At 47.2% G+C, this 16,601-nt stretch carries 17 protein-coding genes, 3 tRNA genes and 1 pseudogene; 11 read left to right on the forward strand and 10 right to left on the reverse strand.

Going from position 1 to position 16,601, the window contains the following annotated elements:
* Positions 1-118: 118 nt before the first annotated feature.
* The gene (locus O3660_RS06135) at positions 119-724 is read right to left on the reverse strand and encodes a CoA pyrophosphatase (protein WP_049351231.1); all 606 of its coding nucleotides are present in this window, start codon (positions 722-724) and stop codon (positions 119-121) included.
* 175 nt (positions 725-899) lie between these two features.
* Between O3660_RS06135 and O3660_RS06140 the strand changes: the two genes are divergently transcribed.
* The 8 genes from O3660_RS06140 to O3660_RS06175 all read left to right on the forward strand — a co-directional run bounded on the left by O3660_RS06140 (position 900) and on the right by O3660_RS06175 (position 6,312).
* Positions 900-2,762 (forward strand): tetratricopeptide repeat protein, encoded by a 1,863-nt coding sequence (locus O3660_RS06140; protein ID WP_049351230.1) that lies wholly within the window; start codon positions 900-902, stop codon positions 2,760-2,762.
* A 56-nt stretch (positions 2,763-2,818) separates the two neighbouring features.
* On the forward strand, positions 2,819-3,403 hold the full coding sequence (gene lolB, locus O3660_RS06145) for a lipoprotein insertase outer membrane protein LolB (RefSeq protein ID WP_049351229.1): 585 nt from the start codon (positions 2,819-2,821) through the stop codon (positions 3,401-3,403).
* An 8-nt stretch (positions 3,404-3,411) separates the two neighbouring features.
* Complete coding sequence (ispE, locus tag O3660_RS06150) at positions 3,412-4,260, forward strand: 4-(cytidine 5'-diphospho)-2-C-methyl-D-erythritol kinase (protein ID WP_065425732.1); 849 nt, start codon at positions 3,412-3,414, stop codon at positions 4,258-4,260.
* Positions 4,261-4,265: 5 nt separating this feature from the next.
* A tRNA-Gln gene (locus tag O3660_RS06155) sits at positions 4,266-4,341 on the forward strand.
* A gap of 10 nt (positions 4,342-4,351) precedes the next feature.
* Positions 4,352-4,427: transfer RNA gene (locus O3660_RS06160), tRNA-Gln, on the forward strand.
* Between the two features lie 11 nt (positions 4,428-4,438).
* A tRNA-Gln gene (locus tag O3660_RS06165) sits at positions 4,439-4,514 on the forward strand.
* Positions 4,515-4,690: 176 nt separating this feature from the next.
* Positions 4,691-5,674, forward strand: coding sequence for a ribose-phosphate pyrophosphokinase (locus O3660_RS06170; RefSeq protein ID WP_152333207.1), 984 nt, complete (start codon positions 4,691-4,693; stop codon positions 5,672-5,674).
* Positions 5,675-5,739: 65 nt separating this feature from the next.
* Complete coding sequence (locus O3660_RS06175; RefSeq protein ID WP_004519902.1) at positions 5,740-6,312, forward strand: 50S ribosomal protein L25/general stress protein Ctc; 573 nt, start codon at positions 5,740-5,742, stop codon at positions 6,310-6,312.
* Between the two features lie 108 nt (positions 6,313-6,420).
* Here O3660_RS06175 and hscB read toward each other — a convergent pair whose 3' ends face one another.
* Positions 6,421-6,921 (reverse strand): Fe-S protein assembly co-chaperone HscB, encoded by a 501-nt coding sequence (hscB, locus tag O3660_RS06180; protein WP_049351512.1) that lies wholly within the window; start codon positions 6,919-6,921, stop codon positions 6,421-6,423.
* Between the two features lie 79 nt (positions 6,922-7,000).
* On the opposite strand from hscB, the pseudogene O3660_RS06185 reads away from it, so the two are divergent.
* Positions 7,001-7,223, forward strand: a pseudogene (locus tag O3660_RS06185) (alternative ribosome-rescue factor A).
* Here the strand turns inward: O3660_RS06185 and iscA are convergent.
* The 6 genes from iscA to iscR all read right to left on the reverse strand — a co-directional run bounded on the left by iscA (position 7,183) and on the right by iscR (position 10,854).
* Positions 7,183-7,503: an iron-sulfur cluster assembly protein IscA gene (gene iscA / locus O3660_RS06190; RefSeq protein WP_003685774.1), complete on the reverse strand. Its 321-nt coding sequence runs from the start codon at positions 7,501-7,503 to the stop codon at positions 7,183-7,185. The pseudogene O3660_RS06185 and the gene iscA sit on opposite strands and share 41 nt — an antisense overlap.
* Before the next feature lie 69 nt (positions 7,504-7,572).
* On the reverse strand, positions 7,573-7,818 hold the full coding sequence (locus O3660_RS06195) for a recombinase RecA (protein WP_003685730.1): 246 nt from the start codon (positions 7,816-7,818) through the stop codon (positions 7,573-7,575).
* 262 nt (positions 7,819-8,080) lie between these two features.
* Positions 8,081-8,467 (reverse strand): Fe-S cluster assembly scaffold IscU, encoded by a 387-nt coding sequence (gene iscU, locus O3660_RS06200; RefSeq protein WP_003674559.1) that lies wholly within the window; start codon positions 8,465-8,467, stop codon positions 8,081-8,083.
* A gap of 68 nt (positions 8,468-8,535) precedes the next feature.
* Complete coding sequence (locus O3660_RS06205) at positions 8,536-8,664, reverse strand: hypothetical protein (RefSeq protein ID WP_003685711.1); 129 nt, start codon at positions 8,662-8,664, stop codon at positions 8,536-8,538.
* Between the two features lie 477 nt (positions 8,665-9,141).
* Complete coding sequence (locus O3660_RS06210; RefSeq protein WP_003764834.1) at positions 9,142-10,356, reverse strand: IscS subfamily cysteine desulfurase; 1,215 nt, start codon at positions 10,354-10,356, stop codon at positions 9,142-9,144.
* 51 nt (positions 10,357-10,407) lie between these two features.
* On the reverse strand, positions 10,408-10,854 hold the full coding sequence (iscR, locus tag O3660_RS06215) for a Fe-S cluster assembly transcriptional regulator IscR (RefSeq protein WP_003680774.1): 447 nt from the start codon (positions 10,852-10,854) through the stop codon (positions 10,408-10,410).
* 359 nt (positions 10,855-11,213) lie between these two features.
* Between iscR and O3660_RS06220 the strand changes: the two genes are divergently transcribed.
* Positions 11,214-12,386, forward strand: a complete 1,173-nt coding sequence (locus tag O3660_RS06220) for an alpha-hydroxy acid oxidase (protein ID WP_250590057.1) — start codon at positions 11,214-11,216, stop codon at positions 12,384-12,386.
* A 61-nt stretch (positions 12,387-12,447) separates the two neighbouring features.
* Here O3660_RS06220 and dsbD read toward each other — a convergent pair whose 3' ends face one another.
* Both dsbD and folE2 read right to left on the reverse strand, forming a co-directional pair.
* Positions 12,448-14,253, reverse strand: a complete 1,806-nt coding sequence (gene dsbD, locus O3660_RS06225) for a protein-disulfide reductase DsbD (protein ID WP_308887461.1) — start codon at positions 14,251-14,253, stop codon at positions 12,448-12,450.
* 217 nt (positions 14,254-14,470) lie between these two features.
* A complete protein-coding gene (gene folE2, locus O3660_RS06230; RefSeq protein ID WP_250600362.1) occupies positions 14,471-15,244 on the reverse strand; it encodes a GTP cyclohydrolase FolE2 in 774 nt (257 codons plus the stop codon).
* A 178-nt stretch (positions 15,245-15,422) separates the two neighbouring features.
* On the opposite strand from folE2, the gene O3660_RS06235 reads away from it, so the two are divergent.
* Positions 15,423-16,580 carry a PLP-dependent aspartate aminotransferase family protein gene (locus O3660_RS06235; RefSeq protein ID WP_049351516.1) on the forward strand — a complete coding sequence of 386 codons (1,158 nt, stop codon included), beginning with the start codon at positions 15,423-15,425 and terminating at the stop codon, positions 16,578-16,580.
* The last annotated feature ends 21 nt before the right edge of the window (positions 16,581-16,601 follow it).

Here is a 16,601-nt window from a genome sequence, read left to right on the forward strand (position 1 = left end):
ATTTTCTGCTCCTGTTTTGTGTTTGCCGCTATAACTTATTTTGTTGTGGTAGGTATATAACCAAACACCATAAGAAAATCAGAAACCATCCTTTCCTATTTTTTCAGACGGCCTTGCCTTATTTAAAAGCTTGGCAATATTGCTGATAACGTTCAGCCAGTCCATATAGAATGATTGCTGTCAGCCCCCAGATGTCGTAGTGTCGGAAAGGCAGGGCGGGGAGGGCGAGGGTTTGATTATTGTGATGAAGCTGGCGGAATGTGTAGTTTCTCAGGTTTAAGGCGAAGCTCAAAGGCAGATAAAAAATTTCTGCTACTTCGTCGGGGTTGGCTTTGGGGTTGACGGAATGGGTGCAAACTGCCGGAACAGGCGTAACACGGTAGCCGGAAGGCGTGTCATAAAAGGGTAGCGGCGCAAAAGTCTGCCATGCGGTAATCGGAATGGCGGTTTCTTCATAAGCTTCTCTTAACGCCGTTGCCGTTTGACTGTCGTCTTGGGCATCTTTGCGGCCGCCGGCAAAGGCGATTTGTCCGGTGTGCTGCCTTAAGGTCTCGGCCCTTTTGGTCAGTAAAATTTGCCACGCTCCTTCATGCAAGACAATGCCGACCAAAACGGCTGCTTCTTTGACTGTTTTTGGGGTAACTAATTGATTGCGCTCTGCTTGCATACGGCTGCTGAAGTGTGAAGCTTGAGTTAGGAAATGGATAAGTTGGTCGGTATTCATCTTTGATGCTGATCGTTTTATGCAGATGAGGATTACACAAGGTTTACGGTTACCGTGTCAACAAAATAGGGTGCGTGTGTTACAGTTATGCCTGAATGATAAATAAAGCTTTGCGTCTGTTTTGCAAGTGCTTAGGCCGTCTGAAAATGCCGGCAGGTTCTCAAAAAGGATAGTTATGTTGTTTTCCCCATCCCGTATTCGAGTGGCAGCTGCGGCTGTCATGATGTTGTTTGCTACACAAACTTTTGCCGCGCCCGGCGATTCAAATACAGTTTTTGAATCGGCTAAGATTATCAAAAAGAAAAGCCGTGCCGATCGTTTTTCTCCCGAAGAGCGCGAGCAGGAGCGGATACGTCTGTTGGGTATACAAAACCGCACCTCGCAGGTTTTCACTTTGTTAAATTCAGAACTGGCCCTGCAAAAGGGTGATGCGGCTTCTGCTTTGTTTACTTATATTTTGACGTTGCATCGCACCAAATCTCCCGAAGTGGCCGAACGCGCTTTGGAGATGGCGGTTTCTTTAAATGCCTTTGAACAGGCTGAAGCCATTTACCAAAAATGGCGCGAAATCGAGCCGGAGCCTGGTGAAACACAAAAGCGTATGACTTGGTTGCGCAATCTGCTGCTGGGCAAAGCCGATAAGAATTTGAGCGGATTGGACAAGGTAATTGCCGGCGGTAGTGAAGACGAGCAAAAGCGCGTGTTCCTGCTTTTGGCGCAAACCGCAGCCCAACAGCCGAATCTGACCAGCGATGCAGTCAAACAGGTACATAAAACGGCATTGAATTATAAAGACTTTCCAGAAGCGGCGATTGCGGATGCAATTTTTAGTGCAAAAGACGGTCAAAAGAAACACGCCATTGCGGCATTGCAGCGCTTGGCCAAGTTGGACAACGAAATCCTGCCGCCGACTTTTGTCACCCTGCGGCTGATGGCGCAACGGCATCCTGATATTCTGGACGGTTTCTTCAAAGAGACAGACACCAAAACCTTATCTCCGATTTGGCAGGAATTGGATATCGCCAATTTGATCGCCCATGGCCAAAATGATAAGGCATTCAAGCGCTTGCAGACTTTGTTGGAAGAAAATCCCAACCCTGATTTGTATACTCAGGCTGCCTTATTGTCAGCCAGCAAGACGGAAAATATTTCTGCGGTAAACAGCTATCTGGAAAAGGCTTATAAAGCCGGTACGGAGGAGCAGCGCAGCCGTGCGGCGTTGATTGGTGCGGTTTCTTACAATGATGCTGATGATTTTGCCAAAGCCAAACAATGGCTGGACAAGGTAACGGCTACGGCTTATACATTTGATAAAACCATTTTGGCTGCTTCCATCGAAGCCAAACAGGGCAACCATAAAGAGGCTTGGGCTTTGGTGCAACGTGCCCAAAAAATGCCCGAGCAAAGAGGGCGTTATTTTGAAGCCAGTGATTTGCTGAATACGGCTTTGTTTGTATTGTCTAAAAATACCAATCTTCAAGAATCGTTGAACGCTTTGAACAACTTGGTAAATTCCACCGAAAAATCCTTGAAAACCCAAGTTTCTCCGGAGTTGCTTGCCAATGTGTTGTATCAGCGTTCGATGGTGTATGAGAAGCTGAATCAGCCAGGCAAGGCGATTGCCGATTTGCGCCGTGTGGTAGAGCTGTATCCGGATAATCCGCATGGATGGAATGCTTTGGGCTATACCCTACTGACAAGTGGCAAGGATTTGGACGAGGCTTTCAAAATGGTTCAGACGGCCTATCAGATGGATCCGGAAAGCGCAGCAATTAATGATAGTGTAGGCTGGGCGTATTATCTTAAAGGTGATGCCCAAATGGCTTTGCCGTATATCCAATACGCCTATGAAAAAGAACCTGAAGCCGAAGTCGCAGCGCATTTGGGCGAAGTCCTATGGACGCTTGGAGACCAAGACAAGGCCAAAGAAATCTGGAATGATGGTTTGAAGCGCGGAAGCAATCTTCGAGTATTAAAAGAGACAATGTCCAAATTCGGTATAACGCCCAGTAAACCGCATATTCAAAAACACAAATAAAACCAAAAGGCCGTCTGAAAAGCGTTTGATTTCAGACGGCCTATGAAGGAATATCCATGAATTTAAAACAATTATCATCGGTTACAGCCTTATTGCTTTTGGCTGCCTGTGCGCAGCCAAACTTACCTCAACAAAACAGTTGGCAAGCAGCAGAGCAGGTGCAGGATTTTAGCGCAGACGGTCGATTGGCTGTTAAAGTGGAAGGCAAAGGCTCATATGCCAATTTCGACTGGACTTATCAGAACGCGGTTCAAACCATTGATGTTAATACACCGCTGGGTAATACCGTAGGCCAGCTGTGTCAAGACAGTGAAGGTGTATTGGCAGTAGACAGTAAGGGTAAGGTTTATCAGGCGGAAACGGCTGAGGAATTGAGCAGACAGCTTTTGGGCTTTGCTTTGCCTGTTCAATATCTGCATATTTGGGCGGATGGTAAACGCGTTGCCAATGCGCCATACAAAATCCTGCCTGATGGCCGTCTGGAGCAGTTTGACTGGACAATATCGCGTACTTTAAATAGTTCAGGGCAGCCCAAAACGCTTCAACTTGAGAATGCCAAGTTTAATATCCGCTTGGTGTTCGACACGGTAAACCACTCTTTGGATAAGAATGGACAAACCCGATGCGCAGCACGCAAATAGAGGATGCCATGTCTGTTTCAGAGGAAATCCAAGCCTTTCCTGCACCGGCCAAATTAAATTTGGATTTGAGGATTACCGGCCGCAGGAGCGATGGTTATCATAATTTGGAAAGTATTTTCTGTTTGATCGGCTTATACGATACCGTTCATCTGAAAATGCGTACTGATGGGCAGATTATTCTGCATACGCCGGTTGAAGGGCTTGAGCCAGAACAGGACTTGACTTATCGGGCGGCTAAATTATTGCTGCCATATGCAAACGTACCGCACGGCGTTGAAATTTGGTTGGATAAAGTAATTCCGACCGGCGGCGGATTGGGTGGCGGCAGCTCTGATGCGGCCACAGTCTTAATGGTTTTAAACCAATGGTGGCAATGTGGCTTGAGCAGGCAGCAACTGATTGATTTAGGCGTAAGTCTTGGTGCGGATGTTCCTTTTTTTATTTTTGGAAGAAGTGCTTTTGCCAAAGGCGTAGGCGAGAAGCTGGCTGAAATAGATGTCCCTAAACAATGGTATGTTATCGTTAAGCCCCCTGTCCATGTGGCAACAGCTAAAATTTTTGCACATGAAAGCTTGACACGTGATTCCAAACCCAGCATAATGCCGACTTTCCAATCATTACAGCCGTTTCAAAATGATATGCAGGTGGTTGTATTTCAGGAATATCCTGAGGTTTGGAAGGCTTATGTTGAGTTATCCCAATATGGTTATGCATTAATGACCGGTTCTGGGGCTTGTTTGTTTATAGCAAGTGCATCTCATCAAGAAGCAAATACAATTTACCAACAGGTTTCTCAATCATATGAAGCTTATTGTGTGGAAGGATTAGATATTCATCCTCTGTTTTATATGATTTAGTAAGTTGGGGAGTCGTCAAGCGGTTAAGACACTGGATTTTGATTCCAGCATGCGAAGGTTCGAATCCTTCCTCCCCAGCCAAACCCTTTGTTGGGGAGTCGTCAAGCGGTTAAGACACTGGATTTTGATTCCAGCATGCGAAGGTTCGAATCCTTCCTCCCCAGCCAACACCCTTTATTGGGGAGTCGTCAAGCGGTTAAGACACTGGATTTTGATTCCAGCATGCGAAGGTTCGAATCCTTCCTCCCCAGCCAAATAAAAGCGTGTAAGTTCTCTTACACGCTTTTTTACGCTAAGAGCAAAATAACGCTGAAAAACTTTTTTTTACCCGTCTTTACGCGTATAATCGCGCAATTAGTGTCTTAGACATAGGGCAAAGGGAAGCGTAATGTTTTCTGCGCGTAAATTAAATCTAGAATCAGGTGAAGATATGGCTGCTTATGACAGTTTAATGGTGTTTACCGGTAATGCAAATCCGGAATTGGCGCAACGTGTTGTCAAACATTTGGATATTTCACTCGGTGAAGCCACTGTTTCCAAATTCTCTGATGGCGAAGTAGCCATTGAATTGCTGGAAAATGTGCGTGGTCGCGATGTGTTTATTTTGCAACCTACCTGCGCGCCAACCAATGACAACCTGATGGAAATTTTGACTATGGCCGATGCACTCAAACGTGCTTCTGCCGGGCGTATTACTGCCGCGATTCCTTACTTTGGCTATGCGCGTCAAGATCGTCGTCCTCGCTCTGTTCGTGTACCGATTTCTGCTAAATTGGTAGCGAATATGTTGTACTCAGCAGGTATCGACCGCGTATTGACTGTTGACTTGCATGCCGATCAAATTCAAGGTTTCTTCGATATTCCGGTAGATAATATTTACGCTACCCCGATTTTATTGAACGATATTAAACAACAACGTATCGACAATCTGACTGTTGTCAGCCCTGACATTGGTGGTGTTGTACGTGCACGTGCTGTTGCTAAATCTTTAAATGCTGATTTGGCCATTATCGACAAACGTCGTCCTAAAGCCAACGTGGCTGAAGTGATGAACATTATTGGCGATATTCAAGGCCGTACTTGCTTGATCGTAGATGATATGATCGATACGGCAAACACCTTGTGTAAAGCAGCCGTTGCCCTGAAAGAGCGCGGTGCAGATCGTGTATTAGCATATGCCAGCCATGCAGTATTCTCCGGTGAAGCAGTGAGTCGAATTGCTTCTTCCGAAATTGACCAAGTAGTTGTGACAGATACGATTCCGTTGTCTGAAGCAGCTAAAAAATGTGAACGCATCCGTCAGGTTACCATTGCCGGTTTGCTGGCTGAAACGGTACGCCGTATCAGCAATGAAGAATCCGTCTCATATCTTTTCAATGAAGATGTGATGACTGGCGGCATGTTGCTGCCATAACCCGATGTCGTCTTAAGCTGGTCGCGGCCGATGACGACGATTTTATCTAAATTGGAGTATTAAACATGACTTACGAAATTCAAGCCTCTGTTCGCGAAGCCCAAGGCACTGGTGCGAGCCGCCGCCTGCGTCGCGAAGGCCAAATCCCTGGCATCCTGTACGGTGAAGGTCAAGAGCCTGTTGCTATCGCTGTAGACCACAAAACTGTATTCTACGCATTGGAAAAAGAATCTTTCCATACTGCTTTGATTAAACTGTCTTTGAATGGTGAAACTAAAGACGTTATCGTGCGTGACTTCCAAATGCACCCATTCCGTCGCGAAGTTCAACACATCGACTTCCAAGCTGTAAAAGCTGATCAACCTGTACGCATCCGTGTTCCTCTGCACATTGTTAACGCTGAAAACTCTCAAGCTGTTAAATTGCAAGGTGGCCGCGTATCTCTGTTGAACACTTCTGTTGAAGTAGTTGCTTTGCCTGCAAACATTCCTGCTTTCTTGGAACTGGATTGTGCATCAGTAGTTGCCGGTGACATTCTGCACTTGTCAGACATCAAATTGCCAGAAGGTGTTGAAAGCGTTTCTCTGAAACGTAACGAAAACCTGGCTGTTGCTACTGTTACCGGTAAAAAACGCTAATCGGTAGTTAATATAAGAAAACCGTATCAGATAAATCTGATACGGTTTTTGTTTTACATATAAAATCATTTGCTATAAAACTTAGGCAAATGTAACAGCATATGTACTTTATAAGATTGAAGCAATTTCATTGCGAAGCTTATTAAGAAAGCGTCCATGCCGTACCCATTGTGCGGCTGATTCATAATCCTGTTGTTCAAATGCTTGTTGCAAATCTTGATATAGGTTGCTTTGTACTTCTTGGATTTCTTGATCCAGCGCTCGGATGGCATCATGGTTTTGTTCCATTTGTGCATCCATTAATGTTTCTCGCCATTCCATCTGCTGCATGAGGAACTCTGGTGAGAACGAAGTGTGTTCAGGTGCATCGGCATCGATATTTTGGCTTTTCAAGAGATAAGCAGCCCGATCAATAGGGCTTTTTAATGTGCGGTAGGCATCATTAATTGTAGAAGACATCATGACGGCTTGTTTTTGCTCAAAAGCTGAGGCGGAAGCAAATTTATCGGGATGAAAACGGGCAGCTAAAGCTCGATAGGTCTGTTCGAGTGCTTCGGTATCAATATTGAAAGATGGCTCAAGCTGGAAGAGGTTGAAGTATTGAGACATGATATTAAAGGAAAAAATCTAAAGAAGAAGATTATTTTACGATATAATCCAAAAACTGTTTATACGAAAGGAAAACAATATGACCGGTAAGGTACAACACAATAAAGGCAAAATACGAGACAATGCCTTAAAAGCCTTAGTCAAATCTGATTTGTTCCGACACAAAGTAGAACGAAAAAGAAAAGGCAAGGGCAGCTATAATAGGCAAGAAGCCAAAAAATGGCGGGATGGTTTTGATACTTTCCCGCCATTTTTTATATTTTAAACGTGGAAGCTCTCACCACAGCCGCAAGAGTCTTTGACATTCGGATTTTCAAATTTGAAACCTTCCTGTAAGCCTTCTTTGGTGTAATCGACTTGCGTGCCGTCTAGATAAACCAAGCTTTTTGGATCGATATAAACGCGCGCGCCGTGTTCTTCAAAAATCAGATCATCCTCGTTCACTTCATCGACAAATTCAAGGTTGTATGCCATGCCCGAGCAGCCGCTGGTTTTCACACCCAAGCGCACACCCAACCCTTTGCCGCGTTTGGTCAGGTAGCTGTTGATGTGTTTGGCTGCGTTTTCTGTGATAGTAATCATGCTTTTTTCCTCATTTCGCAATCATTTTCTGTTTTGCCTGCTTTTTTATTTCAGACGGCATCTTGATTATCAGGCCGTCTGAAAACGCTGTTTTGCCCACTCTATTGCGGCGGCAATGGCAGCTTTAGCCTGCGGACTATTTCTCCAACAGGTCGAGCCGGTTAATTGTGCGCCCTGTTCCAAAATATCGTCCAAATCTGCCGCCGCCAGCTTGGCAATATCATCTAATCCCATTTGCTGCAAACGCTGCAATATGGTTTTACCTATGCCTTCGACAGCAAGTAGGGATTGGACTTCTTCATCAGTAAAAGGCATTTCGCCTCCTTTGATTTTGCAGGTATAACGACTAAATTAAATATAAGCTGCGATTTATTGCCCTCTCCCTAACCCTCTCCCGCGGGGAGAGGGGATAGATTGGCAGGCAGTCCCAAATTTGGCGGCAACTTCAAAAGGATGAAGTTTCTGTGCTCTCAATTCACCCTGTCTGCTTAAGAGGGGAATAAATCACCAGATTTGCTTTTCTCGAAGACTCGCTAGGAGTCTTGGGCACTTGCCGACAAGGGGTCGTTGAATCCGGTTATTTGTTTTCCTGACGTTTGCGATAGTCGGCAACGGCTGCTTTTACCGCATCTTCAGCCAAGATAGAGCAGTGGATTTTAACTGGAGGCAATTCCAACTCTTCGGCAATTTCGCTGTTTTTGATTGCCAGTGCATCGTCAAGGCTTTTGCCTTTCACCCACTCGGTAATCAGGCTGGAAGAAGCAATGGCGGAGCCACAACCGTAAGTTTTGAATTTTGCATCTTCGATAATACCCTCATCGTTTACTTTGATTTGCAGGCGCATTACGTCGCCGCAGGCCGGTGCGCCGACCATGCCGGTGCCGACAGATTCGTCGTTTTTGTCGAAAGTACCGACGTTGCGGGGATTTTCGTAGTGGTCGATTACTTTATCGCTGTATGCCATGATGTGGTTTCCTTTGTGTTTTTAGTGGTGTAAATGGTTTGTTTACGAATATTCAGACGGACTGAAGTTTAGATTTTGCACGCGCCGCCTTCGCAACCTTCGTCGTTTTCCGAATCGACGCCGCCCTCTACGGTAACGCCGTCAAAATCTTCAAGCAGGTTGTCGAGATTGTCCAAATCTAAATCTTGTTCGTTCATGGGTTGTATCCTTGATTTTAATGTGGTGGCTTTTAGGTCGTCTGAAAAGGTCTTTAAGGGTTTTCAGACGACCTTTTTTAATTTTGATGTATGGCTTGATTAGGTTATTGTATTTAAGATACATAGGGTCGCGTGTGGAACTCACCACTTCCCAGCATTAAGGCAATTACTAAACCAACAACCCATTTTTGAAATTTCGGTTTAATTACAACTTTTTTCGTCATAATGTCTTTCCTTTCTCCAATTTGTGCTGATTGAGCTTTAGAACTAACTATTACCTTATTGTGCGGAATCGAACCGCCATTCTGAATTACAACAGTATTTACAACATTTACAACTTTTGTTGGTTCAGTATGCCACGCGCTCCTATATATCCTATATTGGTTTTTAATTTAATCTGTGTTCAATATGAAATAAAATTTTTATATGCAGGTCGTCTGAAAAACCTTGCTATTTTCAGACAACCTTTTCTTTGAGTTAATGCGCCGCCCACTCGATCGAATTCAAATCAATCCCGTCTTTGAACATTTCCCACAGAGGCGACAGTTCGCGCAGTTTGCCGATTTTGGATTTGATCAGTTCGGCGGCGAACTGCACTTCTTCTTCGGTAGTCATGCGACCGAAGGTGATGCGCAGGGATGAGTGTGCCAGTTCGTCGTTGCGGCCGAGCGCGCGCAGGACGTAGCTGGGTTCAAGCGATGCTGAGGTACAGGCGGAGCCGCTGGATACGGCGAGTTCCTTTACCGCCATAATCAGGCTTTCGCCTTCGACGAAGTTGAAGCTGACGTTCAGGTTGTTCGGGGCGCGGTGTTCGAGGTCGCCGTTGATATAGACTTCTTCGATGCCTTCGATGCCTTTGAGGAAGATGTCGCGCAGTTTGCGGTAGTGCGCCATGTCTTGTTCAAGCTCTTCTTTGGCGATGCGGAAGGCTTCGCCCATGCCGACGATTTGATGGGTCGGCAGGGTGCCGCTGCGGAAACCGCGTTCGTGGCCGCCGCCGTGCATTTGGGCTTCGAGGCGGACGCGGGGTTTGCGGCGTACGTACAGCGCGCCGATGCCTTTGGGTCCGTACACTTTGTGGCCGGACATGGACAGCAGGTCGATTTTGGCGGCTTCTACGTCCACAGGCACTTTGCCGCAGGCTTGGGCGGCATCGACGTGGAAGATGATTTTGCGTTCGCGGCAGATTTCGCCGATGGCGGGAATGTCTTGCACTACGCCGATTTCGTTGTTCACCCACATTACGGAAATCAAAATGGTGTCGTCGCGGATGGCGGCTTTGAGTTCTTCCAAATCAATCAGGCCGTTTTCTTGTACGCCGAGGTAGGTTACTTCGAAACCTTGGCGTTCGAGTTCACGCATGGTGTCGAGTACGGCTTTGTGTTCGGTTTTGACGGTAATGAGGTGTTTGCCTTTGGTTTTGTAGAAGTTTGCCGCGCCTTTGATGGCGAGGTTGTCGGACTCGGTCGCGCCGCTGGTAAAGATGATTTCTTTGGGGTCGGCGTTAATCAGGGCGGCGATGTCGGCGCGGGCTTTTTCGACGGCTTCTTCTGCTTCCCAGCCGAATGCGTGGCTGTTGGAAGCGGGGTTACCGAAGGTTTCGGTCAGATAGGGAATCATTTTTTCGGCAACGCGTTTGTCAACGGGGGTGGTGGCGGCGTAGTCGAGATAAACGGGGGTTTTGACGGTCATGGTTTGCTCTTTCGTTTGGTCATCTGCCTGCGGTCTTTGCCGCAAGTCGGTTTAATGAATGTGTGTAAAGGTAACGACATGACTGCTGTCGCTGCAGTTTTTTTGTTCAATGATGCTTTGCAGCGTAACGCCGCTGAGGTAATCATTGATGGTTTTGTTTAAGTTTTCCCAAAGGTCATGGGTCAGGCAGGGGGCGCCGTGGTTGCAGTTTGCTTTGCTGCCGCACTGCGTGGCATCCAGTCGGTCTTCGGCTGCGGAGATGATTTGTGCAATATTGATTTGCTCGGCGGGAGCGGCAAGGATATAGCCTCCGCCGGGGCCGCGTAGGCTTTCAACCAATCCGGCACGGCGCAGTTTGCTGAATAATTGTTCGAGGTAGGAAAGCGATATGCTTTGTCGTTCGCTGATGGCACTGAGTTTGACAGCGCCGGTTTGCGCGTTCATCGCCAAATCTATCATGGCGGTTACTGCAAATCGCCCTTTGGTAGTCAGTCTCATGGTGTGGTTGCCTGTGTGTGGCGTTTTTATTAGTGGGGGGATTGTCTAATATCTGAGTGTTTCAGTCAAGTATGTGGCGGCTCGGTTTGATTGTTTGTTTAAATGGTGGCATTGGCTGATTTTTAAATCGGAAAATATTTTCTTTATTTTTCTGCAATTTGAATTTGAGGCCGTCTGAAAAAAGGCTATCAACCCTACAAATTTCAAGGTTAAAATGTTTTGATTTAATATTGATACTGATATAGATTATCAAAATTATTCTTAAAATTTAGTTGTTTTGATGGAGTAAAATAATGAGGTGTTTGAAATGTTCAGACGGCCTTGAATCATCCATCTTACCTTAACAGAGGCAATCGACCATGAAATCTGATTTAAGCAAAATAACCTGTATCGAAGACTTGCGCCTTGTCGCCAAACGTAAAATGCCGCGTATGTTTTATGACTATATTGACTCAGGCTCTTGGACGGAAACCACTTATCGTGAAAATACTTCGGATTTTAAAGACATCCGTTTCCGTCAAAAAGTATTGGTTAATATGGAAGGACGCAGCCTTGAGACCAAAATGATCGGGCAGGATGTGAAAATGCCGGTGGCGATTGCACCGACCGGTTTCACGGGCATGGCGCACGCCGACGGTGAAATCTTGGCGGCGCGGGCGGCGGAAAAATTCGGTATCCCGTTTACGCTTTCAACCATGTCCATTTGTTCGATTGAAGATGTGGCTGAAAACACCAGCTCGCCATTTTGGTTTCAGCTTTATGTGATGCGCGACCGCGAGTTTATGGAAAACCTGATTAAGCGTGCAAAAGATGCCAATTGTTCGGCTTTGGTATTGACTGCCGATTTGCAGGTTTTGGGTCAGCGCCACAAAGACATTAAAAACGGCCTGTCTGCACCACCGAAACCGACCATTGCCAATTTGATCAATTTGGCGACCAAACCGGAATGGTGCATGAAAATGCTGAATACGGAACGCCGCACCTTCCGCAATATCGTCGGTCATGCGAAAAACGTTGGTGATTTGTCTTCGCTGTCTTCATGGACTTCCGAACAATTCGACCCGCGCCTGAGCTGGGACGATGTAGCACGCATTAAAGATTTGTGGGGCGGCAAGCTGATTATCAAAGGTATTATGGAACCTGAAGATGCGGAAAAGGCAGCGAAAAGTGGCGCGGACGCATTGGTCGTTTCCAATCATGGCGGTCGTCAGCTTGACGATACTGTGTCTGCCATTAAGGCTTTGCCTGATGTGGTCAGCGCGGTGGGCAGCGACATCGAGGTTTGGATGGATAGCGGTATCCGCAGCGGTCAGGATATTTTGAAGGCTTGGGCTTTGGGTGCGAAAGGTACGATGATAGGCCGGGCGTTTCTGTATGGTTTGGGTGCGTATGGCGAAGAAGGCGTAACTCGTGCGCTGGAAATCCTGTATAAAGAAATGGATATTTCCATGGCGTTTACCGGTCATCGCAATATTCAAGATGTGGATTCCAGCATTTTGCGTTCTACGCGTTGGCATCAAGATGAATTTTAATTTTTAAACATAAGAAAAGGCCGTCTGAAAATCTGTTTTCAGACGGCCTTTTTATAGACGGCTATTTCTCGTTTTTGCGATACCATTCAATGAATGCATCGGGTTTGACAAAGCCTAATAAGGCTTCGCTATGACTACCGTCGGCGCGGACAACAAACACGCCCGGAGGACCGAAGAGGCCGTATTCTTTCAGTAAGGCCTGATGGTCGGGAGTGTTGACGGTTACGTCGATTTGGAAGAAGCGCTGCATATCGACTGCTTCGTGTACCTGCGGCTGGTTGAGCGTGTAGGCGGCCATTTCTTTGCAGGATACGCACCAGTCGGCGTAGAAATCAATCAGCACGGGCTTGCTTGGGTCGACTTTCAAAGCGGCATCCATAGCGGCTTTGAGTTCGCCGACATCGGTAAACATCTTGCCGTGGTCGGTTTCTTGTCCGGCTTCGGATGGAGGAACCAGCGTTAAGAAGTGGTGCAGGGCGGTGGTTTGTTTATTAAAGCTTTGCCAGCCAAACCATGAGCCGCCAATCAGCAGTAAAAAGCCCAATACGGCGGCAACTGTTTTCAGACGGCCTTTTTGTTTGCCGGATTTCGCCAAAAGCATAAGGGCGGGAACAATCATCAGCAAGGTGTAGAGGCCGACTACTGCGAAATAAGGCAGATGCGGGGTGGCAAGATATACGGCAACGGCCAGTAAAATAAAGCCGAATGCGTATTTGATGCCGTTCATCCAGTCGCCTGCTTTAGGCAGGATATGGCCGCCGAATGTGCCGATGATGATGAGCGGCACGCCGGTGCCGAGTGCTAATACATAAAGTGCAAGGCCACCCAATACGGCATCGCCGGTCTGGCCGATATAGCCCAAAGCAAATGCCAGCGGAGGCGCAACGCAAGGGCCGACAATCAGGGCGGACAAAATACCCATGATGAAGACGGAAATGATTTTACCGCCGGAGAGTTTGTTGCTTTGGTTTTGGAAATAGGATTGGACGGAGTTGGGCAGCTGGATATTGAAGAGGCCGAACATGGACATAGCCAGTACCACCATCAACGCTGCGGCGGCAAGTACGACCCACGGCTGTTGCAGCCATACGGTCAACAGCGCGCCGGTCAAACCAGCAATCACGCCGACCAAGGTATAGGTCAATGCCAAGCCTTGTACATACACCATAGACAAGGTGAACGCGCGGCCTTTGCCGGCTTTTTTATCGCCTACGACAATGCTGGAAACAATCGGCAGGAGCGGATACATACAGGCGGTAAAGCTTAAGCCCAAACCTGCGACAAAAAACGCCAACAGGTTGGCGTTTAAAGTATCCCAAGAGAGCTTGAAGCGGCTGCTGTCGGGATTGTTTGTACTGGGTTGCGTGGGCATTTGGCCGTCTGAAGAGGCGGACGGTTGCAAAAAGCGGTCTTTGGCAGAAACCGGCTCGTCGCTTTGCGGCTGGTAAACCCCGTTGCCTTTTACGTCAAACTCGGTGTCCACAGGCGGATAACACACACCCACTTCGGCACAGCCTTGATAAGTCAGCGTCAGTTTGTATTGCGGCGCGGCTTGTTTGTAAGGCAGGTCAACCTGCGCGGTATGGTGGTAAACCGTTTGTTTGCCGAAGAATTCGTCTTCTTTTTCTTCGCCTTTGCTGAATTTGGGTTCGGCCAAGACTTTGTCAGGATTGGTCGCTGCAACGATTTTGGACTGGTACATATAGTAGCCGTCAGCGATTTTGAACTGCACGCTGATGCCTTGATCGGTTACATTGACTTGAGGTACAAAGGCTTGCTCTGGAGGCAGCAAATCATTGGCATCTACTGCGAATGCGAAGCTGCTCAAGCCTAAAAATGCAATGAGGAAATAAAGGAATTTTTTCATAGTATCTACGGAGATGCCGTTGAGGAACCGTCATTATAAATGATGGACAAAACAAGCGGCTTAATTTATGTTAAATATTGCGAGAGAAATCTAATGCTTTTGAATTATATCGAAATAGGGTTGCCCATATATGACCGATAGTCTCATGTTATCGTTCAATCTATGCAAAGGCCGTCTGAAACTTTCAGACGGCCTTTGTTTCTATTCGGCTCGACTTTTAAGGATAAGCGATATAAGCGTAAGCGGAATGGTTGTGTATCGATTCGAAGTTTTCGCTTTCAACAACAAACGATTCAATGCGTTTGTCGGCAATCAGCGCAGTGGCTACATCGCGAACCATATCTTCGACAAACTTCGGATTTTCGTATGCTTTTTCCGTTACATACTTCTCGTCAGGGCGTTTGAGCAAACCGTAGAGCTGGCAGCTTGCTTGCGCTTCGACGTAATCGATAATTTCTTCAATGCCTACATCCGCGTTTGCTATCAGGCTGACGGTTACATGCGAACGTTGGTTGTGCGCGCCGTATTGGGAAATTTCTTTGGAACACGGACACAATGAAGTAACCGGAACCATTACTTTCAGACTGTGGCTGTATATACCGTTTTTGATTTCGCCGGTCAGGGTAACATCATAGTCGAGCAACGATTGGATGCCGGAGACAGGCGCACTTTTCTTGCGGAAAAACGGGAAGGAAACGCTGATTTTGCCGGAATGCGAATCCAACAGGGCAACCATATCGGCGGTCAGCTTGTGCAGCGTATCGAAATCCAAAGCATCGGTTTGTTTTTCCATCAGAGCGACAAAGCGCGACATATGCGTGCCTTTTTGGTCGGCAGGCAGGAAAACCGTCATGGTCAGGCGGGCGACGGTGGATTGTTCGCCTTCTTTGCTTTTGAGGGAGATTGGAAAGCGCAGGTCTTTGATGCCGACCTGATTAATCGGCAGGTTGCGTAAATCGCGGCTGGATTGCACGTCTGCAATGGCGTTCATGCGTGGTATGTCCTTCATGATAGGATTGTTGAGATGCGTGTGGAGGGAATCGGCTCGTGTCGGCCGATTTGCAAATGCGAGATTATATCACTTGCTTTATCCGCCTGCATTGATTGTTTCTATTTTTCAGATAGTGATAAAATCTTCGATTATTCACATCTACATAGGCAGAGACCAAATGAAATTCGCCACGAAAGCCATTCATTCCAGCTACGATTGCGACGAACACAACCGTGCGCTGATGCCGCCGATTTATCAAAACAGTATGTTCGCGTTGCACGAGATTGGCGAAAATGTGCCTTACCGCTACTCGCGCCTGAGCAACCCAACCCGTCAGGTATTGGAAGATACCGTTGCCGATTTGGAGCACGGTGCGGCCGGCTTTGCCTTTTCCAGCGGTATGGCGGGGATTGATGCCGTATGGCGTACTTTCCTGTGCCCGGGCGATACCATTGTTGCCGTCGCCGATATTTACGGCGGTGCTTATGATTTATTGGTTGATGTTTATCAAAAATGGGGTGTGAACGTTGTTTTTGCCGATTTGGGCAATCCGGATAATCTGGACGAGCTGCTCAAAGCGCACAATGTCAAATTGGTTTGGCTGGAAACGCCGTCCAATCCGCTTTTGAGATTGGTAGACATTAAAGCGCTTGCCGCGAAAGCCAAAGCAGCCGGTGCGCTGGTCGGCATCGACAACACCTTTGCCACGCCGTATCTGCAACAGCCGTTGGATATGGGTTGTGATTTTGTGTTCCATTCCGCTACCAAATATTTGTGCGGCCATTCCGACGTATTGATGGGCGTAGTCGTTGCCAAAACCAAAGAGCTGGCGCAGCCTTTGCATGACATGATGGTGCATACCGGCGCGATTGCAGGCCCGATGGATTGCTGGCTGGTGTTGCGTGGTATCAAAACGCTGGCTCTGCGCATGAACGCCCATTGCCAAAACGCACTCGAAATCGCGCGCCGTTTGGAAGCCCATCCTGCCATTGAAAAAGTGTTCTATCCCGGCCTGCCGTCGCACGAACATTACGAACTCGCCCAAGCACAAATGCCCAAAGGCATCGGCGGCGTGGTGACGGTTTATCTCAAAAACGACACGCGTGAAGCAGCCAATGGCGTGATTAAAAACATGAAACTGGTCAAAATGGCCTCCAGCCTCGGCGGCGTGGAAAGTCTGGTCAACCATTGCTATTCCCAATCCCACAGCGGCGTGCCGCATGATGTGAAAATGGAAATGGGCATCAAAGTCGGCTTGCTGCGTTTCTCGGTTGGAATCGAAGATGTGGACGATATTTGGAACGATATTTCCAAAGCATTGGATACAACTTTGTAAATAAGGCTTAAAGGTCGTCTG

Source organism: Neisseria sp. 27098_8_139 (genome assembly GCF_041433195.1).
GTDB classification, from domain to species: domain Bacteria; phylum Pseudomonadota; class Gammaproteobacteria; order Burkholderiales; family Neisseriaceae; genus Neisseria; species Neisseria subflava.

Excerpts from the sequence above, each read along its gene's own strand:
- O3660_RS06135 (WP_049351231.1), bottom strand. The coding sequence starts at position 724 with ATGAATACCGACCAACTTATCCATTTCCTAACTCAAGCTTCACACTTC.
- O3660_RS06140 (WP_049351230.1), top strand. The coding sequence starts at position 900 with ATGTTGTTTTCCCCATCCCGTATTCGAGTGGCAGCTGCGGCTGTCATG.
- lolB (WP_049351229.1), top strand. The coding sequence starts at position 2,819 with ATGAATTTAAAACAATTATCATCGGTTACAGCCTTATTGCTTTTGGCT.
- ispE (WP_065425732.1), top strand. The coding sequence starts at position 3,412 with ATGTCTGTTTCAGAGGAAATCCAAGCCTTTCCTGCACCGGCCAAATTA.
- O3660_RS06170 (WP_152333207.1), top strand. The coding sequence starts at position 4,691 with ATGGCTGCTTATGACAGTTTAATGGTGTTTACCGGTAATGCAAATCCG.
- O3660_RS06175 (WP_004519902.1), top strand. The coding sequence starts at position 5,740 with ATGACTTACGAAATTCAAGCCTCTGTTCGCGAAGCCCAAGGCACTGGT.
- hscB (WP_049351512.1), bottom strand. The coding sequence starts at position 6,921 with ATGTCTCAATACTTCAACCTCTTCCAGCTTGAGCCATCTTTCAATATT.
- iscA (WP_003685774.1), bottom strand. The coding sequence starts at position 7,503 with ATGATTACTATCACAGAAAACGCAGCCAAACACATCAACAGCTACCTG.
- O3660_RS06195 (WP_003685730.1), bottom strand. The coding sequence starts at position 7,818 with ATGCCTTTTACTGATGAAGAAGTCCAATCCCTACTTGCTGTCGAAGGC.
- iscU (WP_003674559.1), bottom strand. The coding sequence starts at position 8,467 with ATGGCATACAGCGATAAAGTAATCGACCACTACGAAAATCCCCGCAAC.
- O3660_RS06205 (WP_003685711.1), bottom strand. The coding sequence starts at position 8,664 with ATGAACGAACAAGATTTAGATTTGGACAATCTCGACAACCTGCTTGAA.
- O3660_RS06210 (WP_003764834.1), bottom strand. The coding sequence starts at position 10,356 with ATGACCGTCAAAACCCCCGTTTATCTCGACTACGCCGCCACCACCCCC.
- iscR (WP_003680774.1), bottom strand. The coding sequence starts at position 10,854 with ATGAGACTGACTACCAAAGGGCGATTTGCAGTAACCGCCATGATAGAT.
- O3660_RS06220 (WP_250590057.1), top strand. The coding sequence starts at position 11,214 with ATGAAATCTGATTTAAGCAAAATAACCTGTATCGAAGACTTGCGCCTT.
- dsbD (WP_308887461.1), bottom strand. The coding sequence starts at position 14,253 with ATGAAAAAATTCCTTTATTTCCTCATTGCATTTTTAGGCTTGAGCAGC.
- folE2 (WP_250600362.1), bottom strand. The coding sequence starts at position 15,244 with ATGAACGCCATTGCAGACGTGCAATCCAGCCGCGATTTACGCAACCTG.
- O3660_RS06235 (WP_049351516.1), top strand. The coding sequence starts at position 15,423 with ATGAAATTCGCCACGAAAGCCATTCATTCCAGCTACGATTGCGACGAA.